This window comes from Acidibrevibacterium sp. (assembly GCF_049965395.1).
Classification (GTDB): domain Bacteria; phylum Pseudomonadota; class Alphaproteobacteria; order Acetobacterales; family Acetobacteraceae; genus Acidibrevibacterium; species Acidibrevibacterium fodinaquatile.
Genome location: NZ_JBMFWJ010000009.1, coordinates 12,068 through 30,505 on the forward strand (window position 1 = coordinate 12,068; position 18,438 = coordinate 30,505).

Here is an 18,438-nt window from a genome sequence, read left to right on the forward strand (position 1 = left end):
GGCGCGCATGGGCGCGGATTGAAGAGCCCCGACCGGGATGCTATCCCGCGCCGACATGACCGACATGCACGCCTTGGCCGTTTTCGCCGTCCGCGCTGAGACTTCCCGCGGCCGGCTTCATCCTGAGCCCGAGGCGATCGGGCGCAGCCCCTTCCAGCGCGACCGCGACCGCATCATCCACAGCTCCGCCTTCCGCAAGCTGCAATACAAAACCCAGGTCTTCGTCAATCACGAGGGGGATTTCTACCGCACCCGCCTTACCCATTCGATTGAGGTCGCCCAGATCGCCCGCTCCTGCGCCCGCGCCCTCGGCCTCGACGAGGATCTGACCGAGGCGCTGGCGCTCGCCCATGATCTCGGCCATCCGCCCTTCGGTCATGCCGGCGAGGAGGCGCTGGCGCAGGCGGCGGCGCCGTTCGGTGGCTTCAACCACAACGCCCAGTCCTTGCGGGTGGTCACATTGCTCGAAAGCCGCTACGCCGCCTTCGATGGCCTCAACCTCACCTGGGAGACGCTCGAGGGGCTCGCCAAGCATAATGGCCCCCTCCCCCACCCGCCGGCCTATGTCGCCGATTATGATGCGCGCCATCCGCTCGATCTCGGAAATTTCGCGTCCGCCGAGGCGCAGCTCGCCTCGCTCGCCGACGATATCGCGTATCATGGCCATGATATCGATGACGGACTGCGCGCCGGCCTGTTCGATTTCGGCGATATCGCGCACTTGCCGATCGTCGGCGCGGCGCTCGCGGACGCGGGGCGGGCGAGCCTCGATATGCCGCCGCCGCGGCTCCGCCACGAGACCATCCGGCGGGTGATCAATGCGCTGATTTCCGACCTCCTCGCCTCATCGCGCCACCGCCTCGCCGCCCTCGCGCCGGGCTCGGCCGACGATATTCGGCGGGCGAAAACCGCGGTGATAGCGTTCAGCGCCGCCGTCGCCGATGCCAATCAGGCGATCCGGGCATTTCTGTTCGCGCGCATGTATCGCCATTGGCGGGTCAACCGCATGACCAGCAAGGCGCGCCGGCTGACCGAGGAGCTGTTTCGCATGTTCCATGGCGACCCCGGATTGCTGCCCAATGAATGGCGGGCGCGGGCGGGGGAGCCGGGATCGGCGCGGGCAGCGATGATCGTTGCCGACTATATCGCCGGCATGACCGACCGCTTCGCGATGGACGAACATCGTCGCCTCACCGATATCGCGATCTCTGGCTGAGGCGTCGCGCGTGCCCGCCCTTTCCTTGAAAGCAGATATATTATGACCAGCGATCTTTTCGCGCAGATCGGCGCGCGCATCCGCGCCGCCCTTGCCGCCAGCGCGCCCGCCATGCCCGAAGATGTTCTCGCGCGCATCGAGGTGAGCCCGCCGCGTGAGGCGGCGCACGGCGACATGGCGAGCAACGTTGCGATGGTGGCGGCGAAAGCGGCCGGGATGCCGCCGCGCGCGCTCGCCGACGCGCTCGCCAAAGCGCTCGCGACCGCCCCCGAAATCGCCGCCGCCGAGGTCGCGGGGCCGGGTTTTCTCAATATCCGCCTCCGCCCCGCGGCTCTCCATGCCGTCATCCCGGCCATCCTCACCGCCGGCGAGGCCTATGGTGATAGCGAAATCGGCACGGGGCAGCGGGTCAATGTCGAATATGTCTCCGCCAACCCGACCGGGCCGATGCATATCGGCCATTGCCGGGGCGCCGTGGTCGGCGATGCTCTCGCCAATCTGCTCGCCAAGGCCGGGTACGAGGTCACCCGGGAATATTACATCAACGATGCCGGGGCACAGGTCACGGCGCTCGCCTGGGCCGCCTATTGGCGTTATCTGCAGGCGATCGGAAGCGAAATCGCGGCCGAGGATTTCGCCGCGCGAGCACCCTCTGGCCTGCAATATCGGGGCGATTATCTGATCGCGGTCGGTGCGGCACTCGCTGAAAATCATGGCCGGAGCCTCGCCGCTGCGGACGGTGGCATCGCGCCGCCGGAACTTTGGCTCGAGACCGTGCGGGATTTCGCGGTCGCCGCGATGATGGCGGGAATCCGCGAAGATCTCGCGCGTCTCGGGGTGCGTCCGGATGTCTTCACCTCTGAGCGCGCGCTGGTTGCGAGCGGCGCGGTCGAGGCGGTGATCGGCCGGCTCGCGCAAGCCGGGCTGATCTATGAGGGGGTGCTCGAGCCGCCCAAGGGTAAGCTCCCCGAGGATTGGGAGCCGCGCGAGCAGACCCTGTTCCGTGCGACGCTCTTTGGCGACGACGTCGATCGGCCATTGCGCAAATCGGATGGCTCGGCGACCTATTTCGCCAACGACATTGCCTATCACGCCGACAAGATCGGGCGCGGCTTTCGCACACTGATCGATGTCTGGGGCGCCGATCACGGGGGATACGTCGCGCGCCTGCGGGCGGCGATCACCGCGCTCGCCGGCGATGGGGCGACGCTCGATGTGCTGCTCTGCCAGATCGTCCATGTGCTGAAGGGCGGCCAGCCGGTGCGCATGTCCAAGCGCGCCGGCAGTTTCGTCACGCTCCGCGATCTGATCGAGGAGGTCGGGCGCGATGTCGTCCGCTTCATCATGCTGACGCGCAAAAACGACGCGCAGATGGAATTCGATCTCGACCAGGCAGTGGCCGAGACGCGCGAGAATCCGGTATTTTACGTCCAATACGCGCATGCTCGCGCGCGCTCGGTGCTACGCCATGCCGCCGAACAGGGTTTCCCCACCACCCCAGAGGCGCTCGCAAGCGTCGCCCTCGAGAGCCTTACCGATCACGCCGAACTCGCGCTGATCCGCCGCCTCGCCGGCTGGCCGCGCCTCGTCGAAGGCGCCGCACGCGCCCACGAGCCACATCGGATCGCGTTTTTTCTCTATGATTTAGCCAGCGATTTTCATATATTGTGGAACCGTGGACGAGAGGCCGCGACGTTGCGTTTCATCCAGCCGGAGCGGCCCGCGGAAACCAGCGCGCGGCTTGCCTTGGTGGCGGCGATGGCGGTGGTGATCCGCTCCGGCCTCGCTGTCATGGGGGTCGCGCCAGTCGAAGAGATGCGTTGAAGGGGGCATGCGCCGGTGCCACAGGACTATTACACCGAACCAGATCCCGCCCCGCTGCGGCTAAACGGCCCCCAGCGCGGCCTCGATCCCGCGACACGGCGCCTAATGGCGATCGCCGGCGGCCTTGGCGGGGCGCTCGCGTTGATCGTCGGGGCATGGTCGCTCGCCGGGCATCGCCATGGGCCGGTGCCGCTCATCGCCGCTGATCCCGGGCCGGTCAAAGTCAAGCCGGTCAATCCCGGTGGCTTGCAGGTCGCCGGGGCCGACGCTGCCCTCCTCGGCGCCGCCACGCTGCCGGCCGCGCCCGGCGCGGCGAGCGGGATGGGTGCGGGGGCGGCTGAAACGCTCGCGCCGCCGCCGGAAACGCCGGCTCCTACCGAACTCCACCGGCTGCAGTCGGCGCAAGTGCTGCCGGCGCCGACACCAGCCTCCGCCTCCCCCGCGCCGGCCGCCGCCGCCCCGCATCCAGCGGCAATAGCGAGCCCGGCGAAACCTGCCGCGGTCTCCGCCTCCGGTCACGACATCGAGGTCCAGCTCGCCGCTCTGCCTACGGAAGCGCAAGCGCGTGAGGAATGGGCGCGCCTCGAAAAGCGCTTCCCGACGCAATTCGCCCATCGCAAGGTGCTGATCAGCCGTGTCATCAGCCATGACGGGCACGTGTTTTGGCGGCTGCGGGCTGGCGGATTCGGCGATACCGCGCAGGCACGGGAGTTTTGCGCCTATCTTCGCGGCAAGAGCACGGCCTGCGCCGTAGCGGCTTTTTAAGCCGCAGCCCGCCATGAGCCGTCATCGCAGCCAGCGCCGATGAAAGCCGCGATCATCGGTCTTGCAGGCGCAACACTCGGCGCCGAGGAGACGGCCCTGCTCCGCCACGCGCCGCCAGCCGGGGTGATCTTGTTTGCCCGCAATGTCACCACACCGGCGGCGCTTAGCCGCCTGATCGACGATCTTCGCGCGATTTTACCGGCCGCAGCGGTCGTGATGATCGACCAGGAGGGCGGGCGCGTTGCCCGGCTACGCCCGCCCTTCTGGCGCGAGCATCCCGCGGCGGCGGCGCTCGGGCGGCTTTATGCGCACGATCCCGCTGCCGGGCGGCGCGCCGCCTTCCTCCAAGGCGCGCTGATCGGCGGCGAATGCGCGGCCAGCGGGCTCGATGTCGTCACCGCGCCGGTGCTCGATCTCGCGATCCCAGGGGCGGATGCGGTGATCGGCGATCGCGCTTTCGCCGCCGATCCCGAGGCGGTCGCGGCCCTCGGCGCGGCGCTCGCGTCCGGGCTTCTCGCCGCCGGCGTGCAGCCCGTGATGAAACATATTCCCGGGCACGGCCGCGCCGAAGCCGACAGCCATTTGACCCTGCCGGTGGTGGCGGCCTCCGATCTTGCCGCCGATGTCGCGCCTTTTGCCGCCAACGCTCCGCTGCCGTGGGCGATGACCGCGCATATCCTCTATCCCGCGCTCGATCCCGCGCGGCCGGCGACGCTTTCGCCAACCATCATCCGCGACGTGATCCGCGGGGCGATCGGGTTTGCTGGCGTTCTCGTCTCAGACGACCTCGCCATGCGCGCGCTCACCGGCGCGCCGGGCGATCTCGCGGTTGCAGCGTTGGACGCCGGCTGCGATCTCGTGCTCCATTGCACCGGCGCCCTCGCTGAAACCGCCTCCCTGCTCGACGCCTGCCCCGCTATCACGCCTGCGGCCGGCGAGCGCCTCGCCGCCGCCCGCGCCCTCGCGCGCACGCGCCGCGATCCCGCTCTTCTCGCCGCGCGCGAGGCCCTGGCAGCGGAGCGGGAGGCTTTGCTCGGATGATCGGCCTCGCCCTGCAGCTCGCGCTCGCCGTCGTGCCGGTGGTGCTGGCGATCACGCTGCATGAGGCGGCGCATGGCTATGCCGCGCTCGCCATGGGCGACGATACGGCGCGGGCTGCCGGGCGGCTGTCGCTCAACCCGCTGCGCCATATCGACCGCGTCGGCACCGTCCTGCTCCCCGGCATCCTGCTGATCGGGCAGTGGCTGACGCTCGGGCGGGTGGTGTTTTTGTTCGGCTGGGCCAAGCCAGTGCCGGTCGCGGCGTGGAAATTCCGCAGCCCCCGGCGCGGCATGATGGTGGTCGCGGCGGCCGGGCCGGCGATGAATTTCCTGCTCGCCTGGCTCGCAGCTCTGGCGCTCCATCCGCTCGCCTATTTGCCGCCTCGTGGCACCGAAATCGGCGGCGTCTTCATCTATTATTTCGTGCTCACCAATCTCGTCCTCGGGATCTTCAATCTGCTGCCGATTCCGCCGCTTGATGGCGGGCGGATCGTGGTCGGGCTGTTGCCGCTGCGGCTCGCGCGGCGTTGGGCGCTGCTCGAGCGGGTCGGCATCCTGCTGGTTTTGCTGGTCGTGTTCATCCTGCCGCAGGTGCTCGCCGGGCTCGGCTGGCGGGTCGATCCGGTGGGGGCCGCGCTCGATCATATCGTGCCGCGCGCGATCGGCGTCGTCCTGTGGCTTGCGGGCATGTCGGACCATGGCTGAGGCGCCGGCCGAGCCGCCGTTGATCGAAACCCTGGTTTTGCGCCTCGAAGGGTTCGAGGGGCCGCTCGATTTGCTTTTGGAACTCGCGCGCGGCCAAAAGCTCGATCTCGCGCGGATTTCCATACTTGCTCTGGTCGAGCAATATCTCGCGGTGATCGAGGGGGCGCGGCGGGTGCGCCTCGAACTCGCCGCCGACTGGCTGGTGATGGCGGCGTGGCTCGCCTGGATGAAATCGCGCCTCTTGCTCCCGGCGGGGACGGAGGAGGCCGAGGCTGGCGAGGAAGCGGCCGAAACGCTCGCCGCGCGCCTTGCCGAATTGCAGGCGATGCGCGCCGCGAGCGCCTGGCTCGCTGCCCGCCCGCAGCTCGGCCAGGAGGTTTTCGCCCGCGCCGCCCCCGAGGATTTCTCGGAAATCGATCGCTCACGCTTGCGCCTTGACGTGCCGGCGCTGCTCCGCGCCTATCTCGCCGCCCTTCGCCGCGGCGGCGGCCAACGGCGCTATCGCCCGAAGCCGATGACGCTGTGGAGTGTCCAGGACGCCTTGCGGCGGCTGGGTGCGATGCTCGGCGGCGTGCCGGACTGGCGCACGCTCGAGACATTCCTGCCGGAAAATCTCGCGGAGCCGCTGCAGCGTCGCGCGGCACTCTCGGCGACATTGCTCGCCGGCCTCGAAATGGCCCGGGGCGGCGCCATCGATCTCCGTCAGGAGACGCCATTTGGGCCTATTCTGCTGCGCCCGGCGGTTGCCGGCGAGGAGGACGCATGAACGAAGACACTCCCGAAACACCCGCGCCGGTCTCGGAAGCGGCGCTCCGCCTCGCTGAGGCATTCGTGTTCGCCTCCGCCGAGCCGGTGTCACGCCGCGCGCTCGGCCAGGTTCTGCCCGAGACATGCGATGTCGACGCGGTGGTCGCGGCGCTGGCGGCGCGCTATGCCGAGCGCGGCGTCGAACTGGTCGAGGTCGCCGGCGGGGTGCGGTTCCAGACCGCGCCCGATCTCGCCCCGCTGCTGCGCCGCGTGATCGAAGTGCCGCGGCGCCTGCCGCGAGTCGCGATGGAGACGCTGGCGATCATCGCCTATCATCAGCCGGTGACGCGCCCCGAGATCGAGGAAATCCGCGGCGCAAGCCTCTCGCAAGCAACCATGGACGCGCTTTTGGAAGCCAGCCTGATCGCACCGCGTGGCCACAAGGAGGCGCCAGGGCGCCCGACGCTTTGGGGCACGACAGCGACCTTTCTCGCGCAATTCGGGCTCAAGGATCTCGCCGATCTGCCGCGCCGCGCCGATCTCTTGGTCGAAGTGCCGGCGCCGGGCAGCGCCTGACGGCGCGGTTTGCGCGTGCAGGCTTTCCTGCTAGAGGATAGCGCGATGAGGAAGAATCGTTCTTTTTTGAAAAAAAGAACCAAAAAACTTTTCCCCGTTGGGCAGTGCCTGCGGCATTGCCGCTCCGAGAAAACGGGATAGAAGTCTTTTTGCTTCTTTTTCTTCAGAAAAAGAAGTGTTTTTCCTTTTGGCATCACGCAACGGGGTAAACGCGGAGCCTGGATGTTCGATTTTGCCTGGTCCGAAATCGCCTTGGTGGGCGTTGTGGCGCTGATCGCCATCGGCCCCAAAGATATGCCGGCGGCGATGCGCGCCGTCGCGGGCATGGTCAAGAAGGCGCGGCGCATGGCGGCCGAGTTCCAGGGCCATGTCGATGAGATGATGCGCGACGCCGATCTTGGCGAGTTTCGCCAGCAAATCAACGAAATCCGCAATTTCGACGTACGCGGCGCGTTCACCAGCGCGGTCGATCCCGATGGCTCGCTGGCCCGCAACCTCAACGAAAGCCCGTTTGAGTCAACGCCAGTCGCCGCCCATCCGGAGACCGTGATGGAACGGCCGGAGGACGTCGCCCCCGGCAATAGCGAGAGCCCGCCCGCCGAGGCGGCGCCGGCGCCGCCAGAGGCCGCCGCCGCGCCTTCCTTCATCCCGCCGGAAATCGCCGCAGCGCCAGCGCCGCCGGCCTTCATCCCGCCCGGTGTCACGCGCGCCCACAGACGCGGATAACGCCCCAACCTCTTGCCGGAACGACAGAATTGCCCCCGCCCGACCAGGAAGACCCGATCCACGATAAGCCCATGCCGCTGCTCGAACATCTGATCGAGCTGCGCCGGCGGCTGTTATTCTCGCTGGTTGCGTTTCTCGTCGCGTTCGGCGTCTGTTATTACTTCTCGAAGGATATTTATTCCTTCCTGGCGCGCCCGCTTGCCAATATTCTGATGCACCAAACCGGGCAGGACCGGCGCCTGATCTTCACAGCGCTCTACGAAGCATTTTTCACCTACGTGAAAGTGGCGTTTTTCGGCGCCGCCTTCATCTCCTTCCCGGTGATCGCGATCCAGATTTGGCTGTTTGTCGCGCCCGGGCTCTATCGCTCGGAAAAACGCGCGCTGGCGCCGTTTCTGGTGGCGACGCCGATCCTGTTCGTCGCCGGCGCGGCACTGGCCTATTACCTGATTTTTCCGACTGCTTGGCGGTTTTTTCTGAGTTTTGAGACCCCCAACGGCGCCGGCGGCCTGCCGATCCAACTGGAGGCCAAGGTCAGCGAGTATTTGAGCCTGGTGATGAAGCTCATCCTCGCTTTCGGCATCGCCTTTCAATTGCCTGTCGCGCTGACACTTTTGGCCAAGGTCGGGATCGTCAGTTCCAAGGCACTCGCCGCCAAGCGCCGCTATGCCTATGTCGGCATGTTCATCATCGCTGCGATCTTGACACCCCCCGATATCTTTACCCAGACCGGGCTCGCGGTGCCGCTCATTCTGCTTTACGAAATCTCGATCATCGCCGCCCGCATGGTCGAGCCCAAACCGACCGAGGATTGACATGCACGATATCCGCGCCATTCGCGATGATCCCGCAGCATTCGACGCGGCGATGCAGCGGCGGGGGCTGGCGGCCGTTTCCTCCCGGTTGCTTGAGAGCGACAATTTGCGCCGCACCGCGCAAAGCTTGGCCCAGGACCTGCAAACCCGCCGCAATGAGATTTCGCGCCGGATTGGCGAGGGGAAACGCCGTGGTGAGGAGACCTCCACCCTCGAACGCGAAGCCGCGGCGCTGCAGAGCGACCGAGAGACGCACGAGGAGGAAGCAAAGCGCCAGGAGCAGGCGGTCAAAGCGCTTCTCGAAACCCTGCCCAATTTGCTGGATGCGGACGTCCCCGACGGCGCCGACGAGCGCTCTAATGTCGTTCTCAAAGAAGTTGGCGCGCCGCGCGATTTCGGCTTTGCGCCAAAACAGCATTTCGAATTGGGCGAGGCGCTCGGCCTCATGGATTTTTCGCTTGCCGCCAAGCTCGCGGGCTCGCGCTTCGTCGTGCTGCGCGGCGCGCTGGCGCGGCTTGAGCGCGCGCTCGGGCAGTTCATGCTCGATCTCCACACCGGCGAACACGGCTATGAGGAAGCGTCGGTGCCGCTTCTGGTCAATGACGCCGCTGTTTATGGCACAGGCCAGCTCCCGAAATTCGCCGACGATCTGTTTCGCACTACCGATAACAGCTGGCTGATTCCGACCGCCGAGGTGCCGCTGACCAATTTTGCCGCCGGCGAGATTCTCCCGGCGAAAATCCTTCCCTTGCGTCTGACCGCGCTCACCGATTGCTTCCGCGCCGAGGCCGGGGCGGCCGGGCGCGACACGCGCGGCATGCTGCGCCAGCACCAATTTCGCAAGGTCGAGCTGGTCTCGCTCACCCATCCCGATGACAGCGCGGCCGAGCATGAGCGCATGACCCGCTCCGCCGAAACCGTATTGGAGCGGCTCGGCCTTCCCTATCGCCGGGTGCTGCTGTGCGCTGGCGATACCGGGTTTTCGGCGGCGAAAACCTTCGATCTCGAGGTCTGGCTGCCTGGCCAGCAAGCCTGGCGGGAGATCAGCTCGTGCTCCAACTGCCGGGATTTTCAGGCCCGCCGCATGAATGCGCGGTTTCGCGGCGCGGACGGGAAGGTCGCCGGCTTCGTCCATACGCTGAACGGCTCGGGGGTTGCGGTCGGGCGCGCCCTGATCGCGGTGATGGAGAATTACCAACAGGCGGACGGCGCGATTATCATCCCCGACGCGCTGCGGCCCTATCTCGGCGGGCTTTCGCGGATCAGCGGCTGATTATCGGCGGCCCAACCCGCTGATCCGCCGCCCGAGGCCGGCGGGCGGCGCGCTCGTCACCGCGCCAGCGAGGGTTGCGGCGATCGCGGCGGGAAAAGGTGCCGTGCGGCGGCTTCCGAGATCGACGTGCAAAACCATCCCTTCCAGCAGCGCGACGCGGTCCGCTTCCCCTGCGCGGAACATTTCATGGGCGAGATGGAGGCGTTTTTGGTCTGCGCCAAGGACGTGGCAATCGATGCGCACCCGCGCGCCGAGCGCCAGTTCACGCTCATAGAGCGTGTGGGTCTCAACCACGAACAGCGAGCAGCCCGAGGCGGCGCTATAGGCGGCGCCGATGCCCAGCCGGTCGAACAGGACGTCGGTCGCGCGGTCGAACAGAACGAGATAATAGGCGAGATTGAGATGGCCGTTGCGGTCGATCCAGTCCGCGATCACCACATCGTCGTGGGTTGCGGCGGGCGTCACGACGGGTTCGCGAGCGCGGCGATGAAAGCGTAGGCGACCACCGGAATGGCTGCGAGGACATAGACCCGGAGCAGCACCAAAAGCAGCATCACCCCGCGCCCGAGATGCCGGCGCGGCAGCGGCGCCTCACGCATCGCGCTCAGTTGGCTCGGCTCGAGGGCGGCGATACAGTGCGGATCATAGCTCATGGCGTCCCCCTATTTCCCCAATAGGCCAGGAAAAGCGGTTATCAGACCGTAGAAAATGCCGATGACCACGATCAGGCCGACGATCGACCCGCCGGCGAGATTGGCGCGCCAGGTATTGGCGTGCGTGCCCATGATTTCGCGGTCATTAACCAGGAGCAGCAGGAACAAGAGCGCGGGCGCCATCAGAAGGGTCGCGATGACATTGACGGTGAGCGTCAAGGCGAGCAGCGGCGCGCCCGGGATCAGCACCACCAGAGCGGCGAATAGGGTGGAGACGATGACGGTGCCGTAGAACAACTTGCCTTGCGAGAAATCGAGATTGAGGCTGTGGCGCGCATGGGTGGTTTCGCCAAGGGCATAGGCGGAGCTGGTGGAAATCGTCATCGCCGCGACCAGCCCGGCCTCGATAATGCCGAGTGCGAACAGCGTCGCGCCGGTCGTGCCGAGATAGGGGCGGAGCGCGGTCGCGAAATCGGCGCCGCTCGCGAAATTGGCAACATCGACGTGATGGGCGAAAAGCGGCGTCGCCGCGGCAACCGTCGCGATCGCGGCGATGGCGGCGAGGATGGCGCCGAACGCGGTATCGACGCGCCCCTCGCCGATATCGGCGGCGGTCAGGCCCTTGTCCACCACAGCACTTTGCTGGAAGAAAATCATCCAGGGGGTGACGGTCGCGCCGATATTGGCCATGCACAAGGTCACGAAAGCGACCGTCACGCCGCCCGGGATCGGACGCCAAGTGACGATTGCCTGCGCCAGCGCCGCGCCGCTCGGGTGGGCAAAGAGGGCGGCGGGGATGAACAAGAGGTTGAAGACGGCGAGCGCCATCAGCGCCCGCTCCCAGGTCGCGTAACGCCGGAGCGCGAGCGAGGCCAGGATCAGCGCTGCCCCGACCGCGACCGAAAGCCAGGCGGGAACGCCGAAATAGAGCCCGCCGGCCTGGATCGCGATGAATTCGGTGATCAAGGTGAGGAGATTGCCGACCACCAGATCGGCCATCGCGAAATAGCCCCAAAACGGCCCGAAACGCTGGAAGATCAGCTCAGCATGGCCGCGATGGGTGACGGCGCCGAGGCGCACCGTCATCTCTTGCACAACAAACGCCATGACGAAGGTGAGCAGAATGAACGGCACGAAAAAGCCGATCCCATAAGTCGCCCCGGTGGTCGCGTAGGAGACCATGCTCGGCCCGTCATTCTCGCCCAGCATGACCAGAACCCCCGGCCCGGCGAGCAGCCAGAGCAGGCGGAAGGCGCGCTTTCTCGCCCGCGCATCGAGCACCGAGCGGCGATCGCGGGCACGCAGAACATCCTCGCGGCTGACCGGCGGCATATCGGCGGCACGGTCGGGGAGCGGCATCGGAAACTCGGAAATCCCCTGGCTCATGGCTCTGCTTTCTGGGACGTTGGGACGGTGTCTGGTATATGTAGCCAATGATACATTTCGTCAAGAGATGATTCCGCGCCTCAGGATCGGCCGGCTTGACCAAGAGGGGGGGGCCTCTACTGTCACATCGCGGAGCCTTTCCCGGGCCCGCTCGGGGTTGCCGCGCACGCGGCCGATGATCTCCGACTTCTGAAACGCCTCATGGAATATCTATGATATTTGACACAGCGCGGCGTATTTTCTCCTGCCCCGGCCGATATCCGGCAACGGAATCGGCGTGATGCCGCTTTGGATCCTCTTCACCCTGATCGCGGCATTGTTTCAGACTTGGCGGACGGCTTTGCAGCAGCGGCTTCGCGCCGTGCTCTCGGTCAATGGCGCGTCATTCGTGCGGTTTTTCTATGGCGTGCCGTTTGGACTGGCGCTGCTCGTCGTCCTGCTGGCGGCGAGCGGGGTGCGGCTGCCGGCGCCGAACGCGACGTTTTTGGCCGAATGCGCGATCGCCGGCGCGTTGCAGATCGTCGGCACCGGCCTCCTCATCCTCTCATTTAGCTTTCGCAGCTTCGCCGTCGGCAGCGCTTACGCCAAGACCGAGGGGGTGCAGACCGCGCTCGTCGCCTGGCTGATCGCGGGCGAACGGCTGCGTCTTGTGGCCTGGGTTGGCATTCTGATCGGGGTGGTTGGCGTGCTCACGCTCTCGCTCGCCGGGCATGGCATGCGTCTGCGCGGCCTGTTGCGGGCGACGTTCCAGCCGGCGGCCCTGTGCGGGCTCGGCACCGGGCTCTGCTTCGCTTTCGTCTCGGTCCTGATCAAATGGGCCAATCTCGCGCTCCATGGCGGGCATCCGATCATCCAGGCGATCTACGCCCTGGTGGTGACGAACGCGATGCAGACGGTGATGCTGGGCGCATGGCTTGCCTGGCGCGAGCCGCGGCAGATTTTGGCGTCGCTGGTGAGTTGGCGGCGTTCGCTTTGGGTGGGCGCGATGTCGGCGGTGGGGTCGGGCTGTTGGTTTTCGGCGTTCGCGCTCGCCCCGGTCGGTCTGGTGCGCTCGCTCGGTCAGATGGAGGTGCCGTTTATCCTCCTCTTTAGCCATTTTTACCTACGCGAGCGGATGAAGCGGAGCGACATCGCCGGCCTGTTCCTCGTCTCCGGCGGGGTGATTTTCGTCCTGCTCGGAGCGGGGTGAGGCGCGATGGGGAAGTGGGGGGCTTCTGTTGCCCGGTGCCCCCCGAACCGCGCTTATCGCTTATGCAGCGACAGCGAGCGCCATGTTGTCGTTGGCACCTATCGTACGGCCCGATAACGGCGGAACCATGCCGAGCGAAAGATACATCTTTACCACGCGTGTCGAGCCTGTTTCGCCCCCCTACCCGGGCCGACCCGCCCGGGAAAACTGGTGGAGGCGCCGGGCACTGCCCCCGGGTCCACTACGCTTATGCCATGCACCGTTTATCGCCATAGTCGGCGAACCGACGGCTGAGATATAGGCGTGCCGCAACCGCCTTGAAAGAGGATTCCCGCGATGCCACTCGCCCAAGATCAGATCGCCGCCATCGAAGCCCAGCGCGCCGCCCGCGCCGAAACCAGGCGCGCGACCGTTCCGACGCTGGAAGCGATTCTCTATCACCCCCACCCGGTGCTCGATCACGGCTTCGTCCGCGTGGTCGATTACATGGGCGATGACGGCGCGATCGTGCAGGCAGCCCGCGTCTCCTATGGCCGCGGGACGCGCAAGGTGAGCGAGGATGAGGGGCTGATCCGCTATCTCATGCGCCATCGCCACACCACGCCGTTCGAGATGTGCGAGATTAAATATCACGTCAAACTGCCGATTTTTATCGCCCGGCAATGGATCCGCCACCGCATGGCGAACGTCAACGAATACTCCGCCCGCTATTCCATCCTCGACCGCGAATTCTATCTCCCCGCCCCCGCGCATCTCGCGGCGCAGTCGGCGAGCAACCGCCAGGGGCGCGGCGAGGCGCTGGCCGCGGACGAGGCGGCGATGGTGCTCGATCTGCTGCGCGAGGACGCCACGCGTTGCCATGACCATTACCTTGCCATGCTGAACGAGAACGAGGACGGCACGGCGCGTGATCCCACCCGGCAAGGGCTCGCGCGCGAGCTTGCGCGGATGAATCTGACGCTGAACACTTACACGCAATGGTATTGGAAAACCGATCTCCATAATCTCTTGCATTTCATATCGCTGCGCGCCGATGCTCACGCACAATATGAAATCCGCGCCTACGCCGAGGTGATGCTGAAAACGGTCGAAGCCTGGGTACCGATGGCGGCGCGCGCCTTCCGCGACTATCGCCTCGGCGCGGTCACGCTCTCGGCCCCGATGCGCGCGGTCTTACGCCGGATGCTGGCGGGGGAGCGGGTCGAGCAGCCGGAGTCCGGGCTTTCCAAGCGCGAATGGGCGGAGTTTCTGGCGGCGATTGGAACAGCCTGATGCACAAGGGCCGGCTGGAAGCGTTCACCGACGGGGTGATGGCGATCATCATCACCATCATGGTTCTGGAACTGCACGAGCCGGCCGGGCCAGGGTTGCGCGATCTTTTCGCGCTATGGCCGGTGCTGATCTCTTACGTGCTCAGCTTCATTTATGTCGGCATCTACTGGAGCAATCATCATCACATGTTCCAGGCGGTGACTGCGGTTGATGGGCGGGCTCTGTGGGCGAACCTCCATCTCTTGTTCTGGCTTTTGCTGCTGCCGTTTTGCGCCGGCTGGATCGCCGCCGACGGCCTCGCGCGCGGGCCGGTCAGTTGTTCGGGTTCGATCTCTTCATGGCGGCGCTGGCTTACATGGTGTTGCAGGCCAGCCTGATCCGCGCGCAGGGGAATAAGGGCCTGCTGGTGCGCGCCGTCGGCACGGATGGCAAGGGCAAGGGATCGATCTGGCTCTATCTCGTTGGGATCTCCGTGGATCTGGCGGATTGGCCGGGGCTTGCCTTCGCGCTGCTCTGGGTGCCGGCGCTGCTTTGGGCGGTGCCCGATTCGCGCATCGAACGCCTGCTGCGTGGCCGTGAGCAGGCGTGCGGGGCGAAAAGTACCATTGGAAAAAACGGCTCTCAACAAATTGGTAGGATTTCGTATAATATCATGCTTTGATTGCAACCGATCGCCGCCCGAGCCGCCCGGATTTTCATGCGCCAATTTCTTGCTGCCCTCGCCGCCGCTCTGCTGGTGCCAGCGCTCGCCCGCGCCGATGATCTCGCGGTCGTCAACGTCAATAACGAGATCGGCCTCGCGGCCACCGCGATGATCCAGAATTATGCTGAGCATGACAGCGCCGGGAACACGCTCGACACCCAATCCGGCACGCTGCCCGGCCTTGAGGGCAAAATCACCACGATGGTGGACGCGCTCGGCATCAGCAATCTCTATGCCGGAATCCGTTACAGCTATGGCACGGGTTCGTTCGGCTATAATGGCGCGACCATCGGCGGCACGCCGCTGCGCAGCAGCTCGAACGACACCACCAATAATGTCAGCGTCGAGCTTGGCAAGGGGTTCCTATTCAGCCCCAACCTCATGCTGATCCCCTTCATTCAGGGCGGCTATCATGACTGGCAGAGCGATCTGCAGGGGCCGAGCGGCTATAACGAGGACCATTCGAACGGTTTCCTCGGCTTTGGCGTGCGCGGCGATTATGCTCTCAACACCCGCCTGGTGCTCACCGGCCGGCTCGGCTGGGCAGAGACGCTTGGCAGCAACGCCAATGCCTCTGGCGGCGCCTTGGCGGCGGAAGGCTATGGGCCGATGAATTTTTCGCTCGGCGACACCGCGCTCTTGCAAGCCGGAATCGGCGCCGATTACCTTCTCGCCAACCGCATTCATCTCTATGGCGGGCTCGATTATACCCATTTCGGCTATGGCGCGAGCCCAACCAACGGCGCCGGCTTCTATGAACCCTCCAGCACCACCAGCGATTTCACCATCCGCATCGGCTTTGCCTTCGGATTCTGAACCGGCAGTGCCGACAAGATCCATAAATACCTTCTTTTGACTTCCGAAAAAGAAGCAAAAAGACTGCTACTGGTTGGGCAGCGCCTGCGGCGCCACCCTAAAGACCGGACAAAAGTTTTTTGGTTCTTTTTTTCAAAAAAGAACGTCTTTCCCCGCTTAGCCGGCGAGCCAGGGCGGCACCGGCAGGTTTTTCGCGCGCAGAAACTCCGGGTTGAACAGTTTCGACTGATAGCGCGCTCCGCCATCGCACAGGATGGTGACAATGGTGTGGCCCGGCCCCATCGCGCGGGCGAGGCGAATGGCCGCGGCGATGTTGATCCCGGCCGAGCCGCCGACCGAAATCCCGTCTTCGATCAGCAGGGTGAAAATCGCCTCCAGCGCCTCCGCATCGGGAATGCGCAGCGCGTCATCGATCGGCGCGCCCTCGAGATTGGCGGGAACCCGTGACTGGCCGATGCCCTCGGTGATCGAACTTCCCGCAACCGAGAGATCATTCGCCTTCACCCACCCGTAAAGCCCGCTTCCTTCCGGGTCTGCCAGCACGATCTGCACCTTGGGATCGCGTTCCTTGAGCGCGAGGGCGACGCCGGCGAGCGTGCCGCCGGTGCCGCAAGCGCAGGTGAAGGCGTCGATCCGGCCGCCGGTCTGCTCCCAGATCTCGCGCCCGGTGGTGGCGCGATGCCCCTCGCGATTGGCAAGATTGTCGAACTGGTTGGCCCAGACGCCGCCCAACTCCTCGGCGAGCCGGCGCGAGACATGCACGTAATTGCCCGGGTCGCGATAGGGTTTTGCCGGCACCAGCCGGAGATCGGCGCCGATCATGCGGAGAAAGTCGATTTTTTCCCGGCTCTGCGTCTCCGGCATGACGATGACGACGCGATAGCCGCGGGCATGGCCGACGAGCGCGAGGCCGATGCCGGTATTGCCCGCCGTGCCCTCGACGATCAGCCCGCCGGGGTGAAGCACGCCGCGTGCCTCGGCGTCGGTGATGATCGCGAGCGCCGCGCGATCCTTCACCGAGCCACCCGGGTTCATGAACTCCGCCTTGCCGAGAATGGTGCAGCCGGTCATTTCGGAGGCGCGGCGGAGACGAATGAGCGGCGTCTCACCGATTGCCTCCGAAAGGCTCGGCCGCCAACGCGGCGCAGGGGGCAAGCGGTTGGTCTCGGCTAGGGTCATCACGGTCTCCTCGGTCATAAAAAATGACGGATCGGCGCCAGGCGCCCTGCGCTCCGGGATCAGGGCGAAAGCGGCGCGACGCCGGTCGTGGTCGAATATTCGAAATGCAGCGCCTGATTCGGATAAACGATTGGATGGATCGCGTGCGCCGCCATCGCCGCTTCGCTGAACCCCTGCAGGATCAGCTTGAGCTTGCCGCGATAGCGGGCGACGTCACCGATCGCGAACACGCCCGGGATGCTGCTCTCGCAGGTGGCGGGATCGATGCGCACATGGTGCTGCGCGAGATCGAGCCCCCAGCCGGCGATCGGGCCGAGATCGGTCGCAAGACCGAAAAATGCGAGCAGCCGGTCGGCCGGGAGATTGCGGCGGGTGCCGTTGAGATCTTCGACCGCCACCGCCTCTAGCCGCCCATCCGTGCCCCCGAGTTCGGCGAGCTGATAGGGGATCACCATTTCGATCTCGCCACGCGCGGCCGCCGCCGTCGCCTGCGCTGCGCTCTCGGGGGCGGCGCGGAACTTGGCGCGGCGATGGACAAGATAAATCTTCTCCGCGATCCCGCGCAGCGCGAGCGCCCAATCGAGCGCCGAATCGCCGCCGCCGGCGATCACCACCCGCGCCCCGCGCAACGCCTCGCGGTCGCGCACGTAATATTGCACCGCGCCGCTCGCCTCGAACGCCGCAAGCCCCGCAAGCGGCGGCCGATTGGGGCCGAACGCGCCGGCGCCGGCGGCGATGATCACCGCTTTCGCCGCCACCCGCTCGCCGCGATCGGTTGTGAGGACGAAGGCGCCGCGCTGGCCGGAAAATCCTTCCACCCGCCGGCCGAGCAGGATCTGCGGGCAAAACGGCGCGATCTGGCGCTCGAGCGCATCGATCAGCCCGCCCGCTTCGATGCGCGGAATCGCCGGAATGTCGTAGATCGGCTTTTCCGGGTACAGTGCGGTGCATTGCCCGCCGAGAGCCTCGAGGGCATCGATGACGATCGCGCGGAGCTTCAGCATCCCGCACTCAAAGACCGCGAATAGCCCGGCGGGCCCGGCGCCGATGATCGCGACATCGGCAGTGAACGGCGGCTTGTTGGCATGGTCCTGCATACGGCGCATCCTAGAGCAATCCCGGCCGAACGGAAAACCGCGTGCCGGGCGGCGCGTCCGCGGTTTTGTCTCAGAATCCGCGCGGCGGCTTCCCCTTGCCGGGGCGTGGCGTCTCTGCTAAACGCGCGCCCTTCAATCTTTTACGACAGAGCGCGGCACCCGCCTGGGGTGAGGCCGGCATTCGAGCAGGAGAGGCGTAAGCCATGGCGGTTCCCAAAAGAAAAACCTCGCCCTCACGGCGCGGTATGCGGCGCAGTCATGAGGCGTTGGGACAGGAAGCCCATACCGAGTGCCCGAATTGCGGCGAATTGAAGCGCCCGCATCATGTCTGCAGCCATTGCGGCCATTATGATGGTCGTGAAGTGGCGCCAGCGGGCAAGGAGCTGAAGGGCGCCGTGCGCGCCTGAAAGCGCATGGCGATGGCGCCTGCCCCGCACGTGAGCGCGTTCCTGGTCG

Annotated in this window: 22 protein-coding genes and 1 other RNA gene; 16 read left to right on the forward strand and 7 right to left on the reverse strand. The window is 66.0% G+C overall.

Annotated elements, in window-relative coordinates:
* Positions 1 to 37: 37 nt before the first annotated feature.
* The 7 genes from ACP5M5_RS04550 to scpB are packed head-to-tail and all read left to right on the forward strand — an operon-like array spanning position 38 to position 6,873.
* Positions 38 to 1,216, forward strand: a complete 1,179-nt coding sequence (locus ACP5M5_RS04550) for a deoxyguanosinetriphosphate triphosphohydrolase (RefSeq protein ID WP_427935827.1) — start codon at positions 38 to 40, stop codon at positions 1,214 to 1,216.
* Positions 1,217 to 1,258: 42 nt separating this feature from the next.
* Positions 1,259 to 3,040 (forward strand): arginine--tRNA ligase, encoded by a 1,782-nt coding sequence (gene argS / locus ACP5M5_RS04555; protein ID WP_427935829.1) that lies wholly within the window; start codon positions 1,259 to 1,261, stop codon positions 3,038 to 3,040.
* A gap of 15 nt (positions 3,041 to 3,055) precedes the next feature.
* Positions 3,056 to 3,805 carry an SPOR domain-containing protein gene (locus ACP5M5_RS04560; RefSeq protein WP_427935831.1) on the forward strand — a complete coding sequence of 250 codons (750 nt, stop codon included), beginning with the start codon at positions 3,056 to 3,058 and terminating at the stop codon, positions 3,803 to 3,805.
* 39 nt (positions 3,806 to 3,844) lie between these two features.
* Positions 3,845 to 4,846, forward strand: coding sequence for a beta-N-acetylhexosaminidase (gene nagZ, locus ACP5M5_RS04565; RefSeq protein ID WP_427935832.1), 1,002 nt, complete (start codon positions 3,845 to 3,847; stop codon positions 4,844 to 4,846).
* On the forward strand, positions 4,843 to 5,550 hold the full coding sequence (locus ACP5M5_RS04570; protein ID WP_427935833.1) for a site-2 protease family protein: 708 nt from the start codon (positions 4,843 to 4,845) through the stop codon (positions 5,548 to 5,550). Before nagZ ends, ACP5M5_RS04570 begins: the two co-directional genes overlap by 4 nt.
* Positions 5,543 to 6,316, forward strand: a complete 774-nt coding sequence (locus ACP5M5_RS04575; RefSeq protein WP_427935835.1) for a segregation and condensation protein A — start codon at positions 5,543 to 5,545, stop codon at positions 6,314 to 6,316. The genes ACP5M5_RS04570 and ACP5M5_RS04575 overlap by 8 nt, the downstream gene beginning before the upstream one ends.
* On the forward strand, positions 6,313 to 6,873 hold the full coding sequence (gene scpB, locus ACP5M5_RS04580) for an SMC-Scp complex subunit ScpB (protein WP_427935837.1): 561 nt from the start codon (positions 6,313 to 6,315) through the stop codon (positions 6,871 to 6,873). The genes ACP5M5_RS04575 and scpB overlap by 4 nt, the downstream gene beginning before the upstream one ends.
* Before the next feature lie 30 nt (positions 6,874 to 6,903).
* Here scpB and ACP5M5_RS04585 read toward each other — a convergent pair whose 3' ends face one another.
* Positions 6,904 to 7,242, reverse strand: a complete 339-nt coding sequence (locus tag ACP5M5_RS04585) for a hypothetical protein (protein ID WP_427935929.1) — start codon at positions 7,240 to 7,242, stop codon at positions 6,904 to 6,906.
* Between ACP5M5_RS04585 and ACP5M5_RS04590 the strand changes: the two genes are divergently transcribed.
* From ACP5M5_RS04590 to serS, 3 genes are all read left to right on the forward strand, one after another.
* The gene (locus ACP5M5_RS04590) at positions 7,138 to 7,599 is read left to right on the forward strand and encodes a twin-arginine translocase subunit TatB (RefSeq protein ID WP_427935927.1); all 462 of its coding nucleotides are present in this window, start codon (positions 7,138 to 7,140) and stop codon (positions 7,597 to 7,599) included. The genes ACP5M5_RS04585 and ACP5M5_RS04590 overlap by 105 nt on opposite strands.
* A gap of 71 nt (positions 7,600 to 7,670) precedes the next feature.
* Entirely contained in the window at positions 7,671 to 8,414 is a 744-nt protein-coding gene (gene tatC, locus ACP5M5_RS04595) for a twin-arginine translocase subunit TatC (protein ID WP_427935839.1), read from the forward strand.
* A gap of 1 nt (position 8,415) precedes the next feature.
* Positions 8,416 to 9,687 carry a serine--tRNA ligase gene (gene serS, locus ACP5M5_RS04600; protein WP_427935841.1) on the forward strand — a complete coding sequence of 424 codons (1,272 nt, stop codon included), beginning with the start codon at positions 8,416 to 8,418 and terminating at the stop codon, positions 9,685 to 9,687.
* Here the strand turns inward: serS and ACP5M5_RS04605 are convergent, their stop codons facing one another.
* Genes ACP5M5_RS04605 through ACP5M5_RS04615 form a run of 3 tightly spaced genes read right to left on the reverse strand, consistent with a single transcriptional unit; the run spans position 9,688 to position 11,726 of the window.
* A complete protein-coding gene (locus ACP5M5_RS04605; protein ID WP_427935843.1) occupies positions 9,688 to 10,152 on the reverse strand; it encodes a thioesterase family protein in 465 nt (154 codons plus the stop codon).
* On the reverse strand, positions 10,149 to 10,340 hold the full coding sequence (locus ACP5M5_RS04610; RefSeq protein ID WP_427935845.1) for a hypothetical protein: 192 nt from the start codon (positions 10,338 to 10,340) through the stop codon (positions 10,149 to 10,151). Before ACP5M5_RS04610 ends, ACP5M5_RS04605 begins: the two co-directional genes overlap by 4 nt.
* Before the next feature lie 9 nt (positions 10,341 to 10,349).
* Positions 10,350 to 11,726 carry an NRAMP family divalent metal transporter gene (locus ACP5M5_RS04615; RefSeq protein WP_427935847.1) on the reverse strand — a complete coding sequence of 459 codons (1,377 nt, stop codon included), beginning with the start codon at positions 11,724 to 11,726 and terminating at the stop codon, positions 10,350 to 10,352.
* 280 nt (positions 11,727 to 12,006) lie between these two features.
* Here ACP5M5_RS04615 and ACP5M5_RS04620 point away from each other — a divergent pair, with 280 nt between their 5' ends.
* On the forward strand, positions 12,007 to 12,915 hold the full coding sequence (locus ACP5M5_RS04620) for an EamA family transporter (RefSeq protein WP_427935849.1): 909 nt from the start codon (positions 12,007 to 12,009) through the stop codon (positions 12,913 to 12,915).
* Positions 12,916 to 12,928: 13 nt separating this feature from the next.
* Here ACP5M5_RS04620 and ssrA read toward each other — a convergent pair.
* Positions 12,929 to 13,242: a transfer-messenger RNA gene (gene ssrA, locus ACP5M5_RS04625) on the reverse strand.
* A gap of 9 nt (positions 13,243 to 13,251) precedes the next feature.
* Here ssrA and thyX point away from each other — a divergent pair.
* The 4 genes from thyX to ACP5M5_RS04645 are packed head-to-tail and all read left to right on the forward strand — an operon-like array spanning position 13,252 to position 15,706.
* Positions 13,252 to 14,187 (forward strand): FAD-dependent thymidylate synthase, encoded by a 936-nt coding sequence (gene thyX / locus ACP5M5_RS04630; RefSeq protein WP_427935851.1) that lies wholly within the window; start codon positions 13,252 to 13,254, stop codon positions 14,185 to 14,187.
* A complete protein-coding gene (locus ACP5M5_RS04635) occupies positions 14,187 to 14,564 on the forward strand; it encodes a TMEM175 family protein (protein WP_427935853.1) in 378 nt (125 codons plus the stop codon). Before thyX ends, ACP5M5_RS04635 begins: the two co-directional genes overlap by 1 nt.
* On the forward strand, positions 14,525 to 14,848 hold the full coding sequence (locus ACP5M5_RS04640; RefSeq protein ID WP_427935855.1) for a hypothetical protein: 324 nt from the start codon (positions 14,525 to 14,527) through the stop codon (positions 14,846 to 14,848). Before ACP5M5_RS04635 ends, ACP5M5_RS04640 begins: the two co-directional genes overlap by 40 nt.
* 36 nt (positions 14,849 to 14,884) lie before the next feature.
* Positions 14,885 to 15,706, forward strand: coding sequence for an autotransporter outer membrane beta-barrel domain-containing protein (locus ACP5M5_RS04645; RefSeq protein WP_427935856.1), 822 nt, complete (start codon positions 14,885 to 14,887; stop codon positions 15,704 to 15,706).
* 156 nt (positions 15,707 to 15,862) lie between these two features.
* On the opposite strand, the gene ACP5M5_RS04650 is transcribed toward ACP5M5_RS04645, so the two are convergent.
* Both ACP5M5_RS04650 and ACP5M5_RS04655 read right to left on the reverse strand, forming a co-directional pair.
* A complete protein-coding gene (locus tag ACP5M5_RS04650; protein WP_427935857.1) occupies positions 15,863 to 16,903 on the reverse strand; it encodes a cysteine synthase A in 1,041 nt (346 codons plus the stop codon).
* Positions 16,904 to 16,944: 41 nt separating this feature from the next.
* Entirely contained in the window at positions 16,945 to 17,982 is a 1,038-nt protein-coding gene (locus tag ACP5M5_RS04655; protein ID WP_427935858.1) for an NAD(P)/FAD-dependent oxidoreductase, read from the reverse strand.
* Between the two features lie 203 nt (positions 17,983 to 18,185).
* Here ACP5M5_RS04655 and rpmF point away from each other — a divergent pair, with 203 nt between their 5' ends.
* A complete protein-coding gene (gene rpmF, locus ACP5M5_RS04660) occupies positions 18,186 to 18,389 on the forward strand; it encodes a 50S ribosomal protein L32 (protein ID WP_114912413.1) in 204 nt (67 codons plus the stop codon).
* Positions 18,390 to 18,438 lie beyond the last annotated feature (49 nt).

Coding starts and splice junctions, on each gene's coding strand:
- ACP5M5_RS04550 (WP_427935827.1), top strand. CDS start 38: ATGCTATCCCGCGCCGACATGACCGACATGCACGCCTTGGCCGTTTTC.
- argS (WP_427935829.1), top strand. CDS start 1,259: ATGACCAGCGATCTTTTCGCGCAGATCGGCGCGCGCATCCGCGCCGCC.
- nagZ (WP_427935832.1), top strand. CDS start 3,845: ATGAAAGCCGCGATCATCGGTCTTGCAGGCGCAACACTCGGCGCCGAG.
- ACP5M5_RS04570 (WP_427935833.1), top strand. CDS start 4,843: ATGATCGGCCTCGCCCTGCAGCTCGCGCTCGCCGTCGTGCCGGTGGTG.
- ACP5M5_RS04575 (WP_427935835.1), top strand. CDS start 5,543: ATGGCTGAGGCGCCGGCCGAGCCGCCGTTGATCGAAACCCTGGTTTTG.
- scpB (WP_427935837.1), top strand. CDS start 6,313: ATGAACGAAGACACTCCCGAAACACCCGCGCCGGTCTCGGAAGCGGCG.
- ACP5M5_RS04585 (WP_427935929.1), bottom strand. CDS start 7,242: ATGGCCCTGGAACTCGGCCGCCATGCGCCGCGCCTTCTTGACCATGCC.
- tatC (WP_427935839.1), top strand. CDS start 7,671: ATGCCGCTGCTCGAACATCTGATCGAGCTGCGCCGGCGGCTGTTATTC.
- serS (WP_427935841.1), top strand. CDS start 8,416: ATGCACGATATCCGCGCCATTCGCGATGATCCCGCAGCATTCGACGCG.
- ACP5M5_RS04610 (WP_427935845.1), bottom strand. CDS start 10,340: ATGAGCTATGATCCGCACTGTATCGCCGCCCTCGAGCCGAGCCAACTG.
- ACP5M5_RS04615 (WP_427935847.1), bottom strand. CDS start 11,726: ATGAGCCAGGGGATTTCCGAGTTTCCGATGCCGCTCCCCGACCGTGCC.
- ACP5M5_RS04620 (WP_427935849.1), top strand. CDS start 12,007: ATGCCGCTTTGGATCCTCTTCACCCTGATCGCGGCATTGTTTCAGACT.
- thyX (WP_427935851.1), top strand. CDS start 13,252: ATGCCACTCGCCCAAGATCAGATCGCCGCCATCGAAGCCCAGCGCGCC.
- ACP5M5_RS04635 (WP_427935853.1), top strand. CDS start 14,187: ATGCACAAGGGCCGGCTGGAAGCGTTCACCGACGGGGTGATGGCGATC.
- ACP5M5_RS04640 (WP_427935855.1), top strand. CDS start 14,525: ATGGCGGCGCTGGCTTACATGGTGTTGCAGGCCAGCCTGATCCGCGCG.
- ACP5M5_RS04645 (WP_427935856.1), top strand. CDS start 14,885: ATGCGCCAATTTCTTGCTGCCCTCGCCGCCGCTCTGCTGGTGCCAGCG.
- ACP5M5_RS04650 (WP_427935857.1), bottom strand. CDS start 16,903: ATGACCGAGGAGACCGTGATGACCCTAGCCGAGACCAACCGCTTGCCC.
- ACP5M5_RS04655 (WP_427935858.1), bottom strand. CDS start 17,982: ATGCAGGACCATGCCAACAAGCCGCCGTTCACTGCCGATGTCGCGATC.
- rpmF (WP_114912413.1), top strand. CDS start 18,186: ATGGCGGTTCCCAAAAGAAAAACCTCGCCCTCACGGCGCGGTATGCGG.